Consider the following 7,331-nt stretch of genomic DNA (forward strand, 5'->3'; position numbering starts at 1 on the left):
TTGCCGAGTGTTGCACATTATGGTCGGTCGCATGCTGATTCTGATCGCCGGGCCCTACCGCTCCGGCACCGGGGACGACCCCGAGTTGATGGCGCGCAACCTCGAACGGCTGGAGGAGGCTGCGTGGCCGCTGTTCCGCAGCGGGCACGTGCCGATGATCGGCGAGTGGGTGGCGCTGCCCGTGCTGCGCGGTGCCGGCGGCAGTTCACCGACCGACCCGATCGCGTCGGAGATCATGTATCCGACCGCGGAACGCCTGCTGCGGCACTGCGAGGCGGTGCTGCGGCTACCCGGCGAGTCGACCGGCGCGGACGAGGACGTGCGGATCGCGCAAGAGCGCGGACTGCCGGTCTACCACCGGGTCGAGGACGTCCCGGGCTACCGCGCCGCCTGACCACGAGCGGCCAGAACGAACTCCCGCATCCGGCCGTGGTCCTTGACGCCGCGGCTCGACTCGATGCCGCTGGACACGTCCACGCCCCACGGCCGCGCGACACCGATCGCCCCGGCGACCGTCTCCGGCGACAGCCCGCCCGCCAGCACCCACGTGCCGGTGGGCGGGTTCTCGGCGAGCCGCGTGATGTCCCACTGCTCGCCCGAACCGGCGACAGGGGAGTCGATCAGCAGCAGTTCCTCGCCGAACGCCCCGGTGCGCACGTCGGTCTCCGGCCCGAGCGCCGTGGCCCTCACCAGTCCGAACGGCAACTCGGCCAGTTCGTCGAAGGCTTCCTTCGGGTAGTCGCCGTGCAGCTGCAACGCGCGCACGCCCGTCTTCAACGCCATCTCGCCCGCCTCGGCGGCCGGGATCCCGCGCACCACGGCGACGGTGAGGACGTCGGCCGGCACCTCGGCGACGAGCCGCGCCGCCAGGTCGACGTCGATCTGGCGCGGGCTGGTCGTGAGCACGAACCCGACGGCGTCGGCCCCCGTCTCGACCGCGACGGTGACATCGGACTCGGTGCGCAGACCGCACAGCTTCACGAACACACCACCGATCCTACTGATGTGGCCACGAACGCACTGTCGCGCAGCTAACAGTCACAAGCCGATGCGCTGCCCGGTCCTACTTAATGGAAGAGACGGGCAACGGAGGCCGTGATGACTGAACATCAGCTAGCCACATCGGTTTTGGTGATCGGCAGCGGTGGCGCGGGACTGCGCGCCGCCATCGAACTCGCGGAGAGAGGCGTCGACGTCCTGGTCGTCGGCAAGCGCCCCAAGGCGGACGCGCACACCGCGCTCGCGGCCGGCGGCATCAACGCCGCGCTGGCCACGATGGACCCGTCCGACACGTGGCAGCAGCACGCGGCGGACACCATCAAGGAGAGCTACCTGCTCGCCAACCCGGAGATCGTGCGGGTCGTGACCGAACAGGCGTCGCGCGGCATCGAGGACCTCGAACGCTATGGCATGCCGTTCGCACGGGAGGCAGACGGGCGCATCTCGCAGCGGTTCTTCGGCGCGCACACGTTCCGCCGCACGTCGTTCGCCGGCGACTACACCGGGCTGGAGATCCAGCGCACGCTCGTGAACCGGGCCACCCAGCTCGGCATCCCGATCCACGACACCTGCTACATCACGCGGATCCTGGTGCGGGACAACGTGGTGTTCGGCGCGTACGGGTTCGACCTCGGCAACGGCAAGCGGTACGTCTTCCACGCGGACGCCGTGATCCTCGCGGCCGGCGGGCACACCCGGATCTGGCGCCGCACGTCGAGCCGCCGCGACGAGAACACCGGCGACTCGTACCGCCTGGCCGTGCTCGCGGGCGGGCGGATCCGCGACCCCGAGCTCGTGCAGTTCCACCCGTCCGGCCTGATCGAACCGGAGAACGCGGCGGGCACCCTGGTCTCGGAGGCGGCCCGCGGTGAGGGCGGAATCCTGACCAACGCGTCCGGCGAGCGGTTCATGACCCGCTACGACCCGCAGCGGATGGAACTGTCCACACGCGACAGGGTGGCGCTCGCCGCGTACACGGAGATCAAGGAGGGCCGCGGCACCCCGAACGGCGGCGTGTGGCTGGACGTGTCGCACCTGCCGCGCGAGCAGATCATGCAACGGCTGCCCAGGGTCTACCAGACGCTGCTCGAACTGCAGATGAAGGACATCACGCAGGAGGCCATCGAGATCGCGCCGACCGCGCACTACTCGATGGGCGGCGTGTGGGTGTCGCCCGAAGACCACTCGACGGGCGTGGAGGGCCTGTACGCGATCGGCGAGGCGTCCAGCGGCCTGCACGGCGCGAACCGGCTCGGCGGCAACTCGCTCATCGAGCTGCTGGTCTACGGCCGGATCGTCGGCGAGGCGGCGGCCGAGCACTCGGCTTCCCTGGACGCGCAACGACGTTCGCACGTCGCGCTCGCCGAGGCGCGGTCCGAAGTGGACGACCTGCTCGCCGCCGACGGCCAGGAGAACGTCCGCGCCCTGCAACGCGCGCTGCGCAACACCATGACCGAGCACGCGGGCGTCGTGCGCGACGAAGCCGGTCTGCGCAAGGGACTCGCCGAGCTGGACGAACTGGAGAACCGCATCCGCGACGTCGGCGTGCACCCCGACATCGCCGGGTTCCAGGACCTCGCCCACGCCTTCGACCTGCTGGCTTCGGCGCTCTCCGCCCGCGCCACCCTGGAGTGCGCCCTCGAACGCCGCGAGACCCGCGGCTGCCACAACCGGTCCGACCACCCGGACCTCGACCCCGCACAGCAGGTGAACCTCGTCTGGACGGGCCCCGGCCAGGTCGTCCGGGAGGAGATCCCCCCGGTGCCGGAGGAGATCGCGTCACTGATGCGCGAGGTCGACACGGCCGGCAAGCTGGTCGAGTGACCACCGAGGGGCGGGGCACCATCCCCGCCCCTCGTGCTCGTCACGGCAGCCGCAACGCCGTGGTGAACAGGAAGGCGCTGTCCTCCAGCGCCTCCACCCGGTGCCGGCGCTCCGGCATCGTCAGCAGGTCGCCGGGCGACGCCTCCCCCGCAACGCCGCCTCGTGTCCGCCGTGGACGGTCGCGGCACTGCGCCCGCTCGAAATCGCACGGGCGATGCCGACGTGGTCGCGCGCCAACGCGTTCAGCGACGTCTTCACGGCCGGGGCGCCCTGAGGTGCTTGCGCGCCTCCAGTTCGCCGGGCTCCACGACGGTCAGCATCGGCTGGCCGGGCGCGCAGAACATCGTGACGACGAAGGCGGATTCCTCGTCCGTCAGGTGGTTGCCGTCCTGGTAGTGGATGACGTCGCCACCCGGCTCCCAGAAGGTCCCGCCCGCGCGGACGACCCGCTCCGGCTCGCCTTCCAGTTCGAACGTGATGGCGCCCTTGACGACGTAGCCGTACGCGGGCCCGGAATGCCGGTGCGGCGGCGCGCCGGGGCTGGACGGAGGCAGCGTCACGAGGATCGTCATGGCCTCGGCGCCGTCCGGGATCCGCGGCGCGCCCGGCACGGTGCCGATGACGTCGATCTTCGGCGGAGGGCCGCTCTTGTCGGGATTGTCGAGGTGGTGGGTGTGGTCGTGGCTCATGTCAGAAAAGACCACACAGCCCGCCGATCTGTGACAGCGTCGGGACTCCCGCCGAGAGGAAGACCGTTGTCCGAGGAGATCGCGGGCTGGGAGCTGTTCCGCCACGGCCGCGAGGAGACCTACCGCAAACGCTTGGCCAACGGCATCACCGTCCGCGCCCGCTGGGACGGGACCGGCACGGTCGAGGCGTACGCAGAGCCCGCCGGCATCGGACGCACGCTCACCAGCAGTCGCAAGGAGTTCCGCGACAAGGAGGCGTTCTTCACCGCCGCGCGGCTCGTCGTCGACATGGCCGCGAACCTGCCGTCGTTCCGCGCGGGAGCCGAGACGCACGCGGACCACGTGCTGACCGGCGAGGTGGCCGGGTCCGTCGCGGCGATGCCGGGATCGGGCGGACTACCGGAGGCCGAACTGACCTTCACGCTCACCGACGGGCGTGCGGTCACGCTGATCCTCACCGAGGACCAGTCGAACGACCTCACGTCGAGCATCCACTCGCTCAGCAAGCACGTCTGGTCCGAGCAGCACGAGGAAGAGCCCGCGCCGGAGATCGAGGCCGAGGTGCCGGACGTCAGCGAGATCGACGCCGGACCGGACAGCGCGCACGAGCTGATGACGGTGCTGGAGCAGCGGTTCGGCGTCACGCGGGACTTCCTGCTTGCCCACGTCGACTTCTCCGCCGTGGTCGTCGTCGGCGAACCGGCGGTCAGCACGCTGCTGGAGCGCGCGGACGACCTCGCCGAGGCCATCGCGCCGAGGTGGTTCCCCGGCGCGACCGAACGGCCCGGCGAGATCTGGGTGGTGCTGTACCGCGACTCGACGCGCTGACCCAGGCTCGTGCTCAGCAGCGCCTGGTCCGCACGACGCCCCGGCTCGACTCCACGTTCACGAAGCTGAGCCGGTCGGGGTCCGCGGCACCGAGCGTGACGCGGACCTCGGCGTTGATGTTGATGTTGCGCTTCTCGCCGCACGGCACCCACTGGATCTCGGTCGCGTCCAGGCGGTAGCGGGTCTCCCAGTCGCCGCTGAACGGCCCGGTGAACAGCCGGGTCACCGTCGCGGTGGGCGAGGTGCCCTGCAGGTAGGTGCTGACCCGGCTCAGCCCGGTGGCGCCGTCCTGCAGGTGCGCGTAGCCCTCGTAGGTGGTCCGCGCCAGGCCGTAGGTGAAGCCCTCCGGCGCGTTCACCCGCAGGTTGACCTGGCAGTTCTTGCGCTGGTCGAGCGGGGACGAGCCGCCGCCGGCCCGGGCCAGGAACGTGTGGTAGCCGATCGTGAACGCTCTGTCGTCCGTCTGGACGTCGGCGTCACCGGCTGGGCAGCCCGAACCGTTGACGGTGACGACCTCGAGGAACGGCGCCGGCTGCCCGGCCGGTGCCAGAGCGGACAGGGCGATGAGTGTGGCCGCTGCCGTGGTGAGCATGGGGAACCTCTCCAGAGGAGTCGTGGCGGCGGCCTCAGACGGTAGCGGCGATGCGCCTGACGGTTCCCTGACGATTCACGGCTTGAAGGGCAGCAGTTCCTCCTCGACACCGGTCCTGACCACCACGCACGTCGACTCCGGCACCTCCTGCCACGCCCCGACCAGATCGCCCAGCGGTTCGGACACGATCAGCCGTGAGTCGTCGGTGAGGTCGTGCAGTGCCGGGTTGTCCGGGTACTGGCGGCGCAGCGTCGACACGTCGGTGCTGTGGAACAACGACCGCGACTTGCCGCGGCTCGAGTACCGGAACGCCCAGGTCGTCGAGCCGTCCGTGACCGCGACCGTCATCTGGACCGGGTACTCCACGCCCGCCCGCCGCCCGACGTCCTCGACGAACTCGACCATGCGCGCCACCCCGGCCGGCGGGTCCTGCTCCAGCCCGAAGCTGACGGCGAGGTAGAACATGATCTCCGAGTCCGTGGACCCCTCGACCAGCGGGAACAGCACGGGGTCGATCGCCAGCATCAGCTCGCGCCGCACCAGCGGGAACTTCGCGATCAGCCCGTTGTGCATCCACAGCCAGCTCCCGTGCCGGAACGGGTGGCAGTTCGACCGCTGCACGGCCCCGCCGGTGGAGGCCCGCACGTGCGCGAACACCCGGTCGACGGTGATCTGCGCGGACAGTTCCCGCAGGTTGCGGTCGTTCCACGCCGGTTCGGTGCTCAGGAAGAGACCGGGCGTGCTCGTGCTGCCGTACCAGCCGATGCCGAACCCGTCGCCGTTCACCGCCGTCGCGCCCAGCCGGGCGTGCTTCGACTGCATGACGAGCGAGTTCTCCGGCGCGTAGAGCAACTCCTCCAGCAGGACCGGCGAACCGGAATACGCGAGCCACCTGCACATGTCGAACCTCCTGAACACCCAGCGCTACATGGGAACACGTAGCAGAGGGGAATGGGAGGTTTGCGGCGACGCGCCCCCTCGGGCAGCATGGCGGGGGTGACGGTCCCTCCCGGCTTACGGCCCCCGCCCTACGAACAGCCGCGCGGGAACTTCGAGACGATCGAGGTGTACGCGCCCGTCGCGCAGGTGCCGGTCCCGGCAGAGCCCGCCCCGGAGCCCGAGGACCGCTCCGACCTCGCCGTCATCGGCCCGATCGCCGCGCTCGTGCTCGCCCTGACGATCAGCACCCTGGTCCTCGAGCACCCGGCCGCCCGCGCCGTCGCCGCCGGTCTCGCCACCATCGGCCTGATCGTGGCCGTCGCGCTCATGCTGATGGGCAGGAAGCCCCAGCCCGGCCGGCACGTGGCCCGGCACGCCATCGACCCCGAGGCGACCGAGCGGATCGCTCCTCCCGGCTGGGGTGCGCCCGACCGGCGCCGCTGACGGGCGCCGATCGGTTCCCGAGAGCTCACTTCAGGGTCGCGAGACCGGCCTTCGCGTACTTCTCGTCCAGGTCACCGCTGGGCGCGCCGCCGACGCCGATGCCCGCGACGGACGTGCCGTCGACCGCCACCGGCACGCCGCCGCCCAGGAACAACGTGCCGGGGATGTCCCGCAGCGTCGCGCCCTGGCCCATGACTCGGCCGGCGAGGAGTCCCTGACCAAGGCGTCCGCTGTGGATGTCGTGCTGATGGATCTGCAGCTGGGCAAGGGGATCGACGGCGTGGAGGCCACCAGACGCATCCGCGCGATGGAGAACGGTCCGCACGTCGTGATCCTGACGACGTACGACTCGGACGCCGACATCGTGCGCGCCGTCGAAGCAGGTGCGATCGGGTACCTGCTCAAGGACTGCGACCCCGAAGACCTGGCCGAGGCCGTGCGCACGGCCTCGACGGGCCAGACCGTGCTCTCCCCGGACATCGCGCAACGCCTGCTGGGCCAGGTCCGGGACCCCGCGCCGAAGGTCAGCAAGCGCGAGATCCAGATCCTCGAATGCCTCGCCCGCGGCCTCGCGAACAAGGAGATCGGGAAGGAGCTGTTCATCAGCCAGTCCACCGTGAAGACCCACCTGGTGCGGATCTTCATGAAGCTCGGCGTGGAGACCCGCACGGCGGCCGTGACGACCGCCGTCGAACGCAAGCTGATCCGGCTCTAGATGAGTAAGTCCAAGGGGTAGGCGTCTAGAGACGCGAAGCGAGGGTGTCGATGTACGGGTTGTGACGACCGACATTGACACCCTCGCGACCGCACTTTACGTCAGAACCGACGACTTGCTCAGGGCGCAACCTCGATTAGCGCCGTGGCGGCCGAAGGTCGGCATCGTGCCCAGCCTGACCGATGCCGAACTGGTCACCCTCGCGGTGATGCAGGCACTGCTGGGCCACACCTCCGAAGCCCGCTGGCTGCGCTACGCCCACGCTCATCTGGGGCACCTGTTTCGGTACCTGCCTCAGCAG

The 7,331-nt window shown here is 70.4% G+C and carries 10 protein-coding genes and 1 pseudogene; 6 read left to right on the forward strand and 5 right to left on the reverse strand.

Translation table 11 applies throughout. The features are described from left to right. Positions 1–31: 31 nt before the first annotated feature. On the forward strand, positions 32–394 hold the full coding sequence (locus tag LX88_RS39690; protein ID WP_258952899.1) for a DUF4406 domain-containing protein: 363 nt from the start codon (positions 32–34) through the stop codon (positions 392–394). On the opposite strand, the gene LX88_RS39695 is transcribed toward LX88_RS39690, so the two are convergent. Then, on the reverse strand, positions 379–987 hold the full coding sequence (locus tag LX88_RS39695) for a phosphoribosylanthranilate isomerase (RefSeq protein WP_258952900.1): 609 nt from the start codon (positions 985–987) through the stop codon (positions 379–381). The genes LX88_RS39690 and LX88_RS39695 overlap by 16 nt on opposite strands. 111 nt (positions 988–1,098) lie before the next feature. On the opposite strand from LX88_RS39695, the gene LX88_RS39700 reads away from it, so the two are divergent. After that, positions 1,099–2,823, forward strand: a complete 1,725-nt coding sequence (locus tag LX88_RS39700; protein ID WP_258952901.1) for an L-aspartate oxidase — start codon at positions 1,099–1,101, stop codon at positions 2,821–2,823. A gap of 254 nt (positions 2,824–3,077) precedes the next feature. Here the strand turns inward: LX88_RS39700 and LX88_RS39705 are convergent, their stop codons facing one another. Then, a complete protein-coding gene (locus LX88_RS39705) occupies positions 3,078–3,512 on the reverse strand; it encodes a cupin domain-containing protein (RefSeq protein WP_258952902.1) in 435 nt (144 codons plus the stop codon). A 66-nt stretch (positions 3,513–3,578) separates the two neighbouring features. Between LX88_RS39705 and LX88_RS39710 the strand changes: the two genes are divergently transcribed. Next, a complete protein-coding gene (locus LX88_RS39710; protein WP_258952903.1) occupies positions 3,579–4,340 on the forward strand; it encodes a hypothetical protein in 762 nt (253 codons plus the stop codon). Positions 4,341–4,353: 13 nt separating this feature from the next. Here LX88_RS39710 and LX88_RS39715 read toward each other — a convergent pair whose 3' ends face one another. Further along, positions 4,354–4,932, reverse strand: a complete 579-nt coding sequence (locus LX88_RS39715) for a DUF4360 domain-containing protein (protein WP_258952904.1) — start codon at positions 4,930–4,932, stop codon at positions 4,354–4,356. A gap of 75 nt (positions 4,933–5,007) precedes the next feature. Beyond that, a complete protein-coding gene (locus tag LX88_RS39720) occupies positions 5,008–5,832 on the reverse strand; it encodes a class II glutamine amidotransferase (RefSeq protein ID WP_258952905.1) in 825 nt (274 codons plus the stop codon). Positions 5,833–5,928: 96 nt separating this feature from the next. Between LX88_RS39720 and LX88_RS39725 the strand changes: the two genes are divergently transcribed. Beyond that, positions 5,929–6,315 (forward strand): hypothetical protein, encoded by a 387-nt coding sequence (locus LX88_RS39725; protein WP_258952906.1) that lies wholly within the window; start codon positions 5,929–5,931, stop codon positions 6,313–6,315. Between the two features lie 25 nt (positions 6,316–6,340). Here LX88_RS39725 and LX88_RS44715 read toward each other — a convergent pair whose 3' ends face one another. Continuing rightward, positions 6,341–6,640: a heme-binding protein gene (locus LX88_RS44715; RefSeq protein WP_372511520.1), complete on the reverse strand. Its 300-nt coding sequence runs from the start codon at positions 6,638–6,640 to the stop codon at positions 6,341–6,343. Here LX88_RS44715 and LX88_RS39735 point away from each other — a divergent pair. Both LX88_RS39735 and LX88_RS39740 read left to right on the forward strand, forming a co-directional pair. Further along, positions 6,563–7,030 carry a LuxR C-terminal-related transcriptional regulator gene (locus tag LX88_RS39735; protein ID WP_258952908.1) on the forward strand — a complete coding sequence of 156 codons (468 nt, stop codon included), beginning with the start codon at positions 6,563–6,565 and terminating at the stop codon, positions 7,028–7,030. The genes LX88_RS44715 and LX88_RS39735 overlap by 78 nt on opposite strands. A 61-nt stretch (positions 7,031–7,091) precedes the next feature. After that, positions 7,092–7,331, forward strand: a pseudogene (locus LX88_RS39740) (IS982 family transposase); the annotation flags it as partial.

The organism is Lentzea californiensis, assembly GCF_024648825.1.
Lineage (GTDB): Bacteria > Actinomycetota > Actinomycetes > Mycobacteriales > Pseudonocardiaceae > Lentzea > Lentzea californiensis.

Bases quoted from the DNA above. Each gene is read 5' to 3' on its own strand.
- LX88_RS39690 (WP_258952899.1), top strand. From the start codon at position 32: ATGCTGATTCTGATCGCCGGGCCCTACCGCTCCGGCACCGGGGACGAC.
- LX88_RS39735 (WP_258952908.1), top strand. From the start codon at position 6,563: ATGGATCTGCAGCTGGGCAAGGGGATCGACGGCGTGGAGGCCACCAGA.
- LX88_RS39705 (WP_258952902.1), bottom strand. From the start codon at position 3,512: ATGAGCCACGACCACACCCACCACCTCGACAATCCCGACAAGAGCGGC.
- LX88_RS39720 (WP_258952905.1), bottom strand. From the start codon at position 5,832: ATGTGCAGGTGGCTCGCGTATTCCGGTTCGCCGGTCCTGCTGGAGGAG.
- LX88_RS39715 (WP_258952904.1), bottom strand. From the start codon at position 4,932: ATGCTCACCACGGCAGCGGCCACACTCATCGCCCTGTCCGCTCTGGCA.
- LX88_RS39700 (WP_258952901.1), top strand. From the start codon at position 1,099: ATGACTGAACATCAGCTAGCCACATCGGTTTTGGTGATCGGCAGCGGT.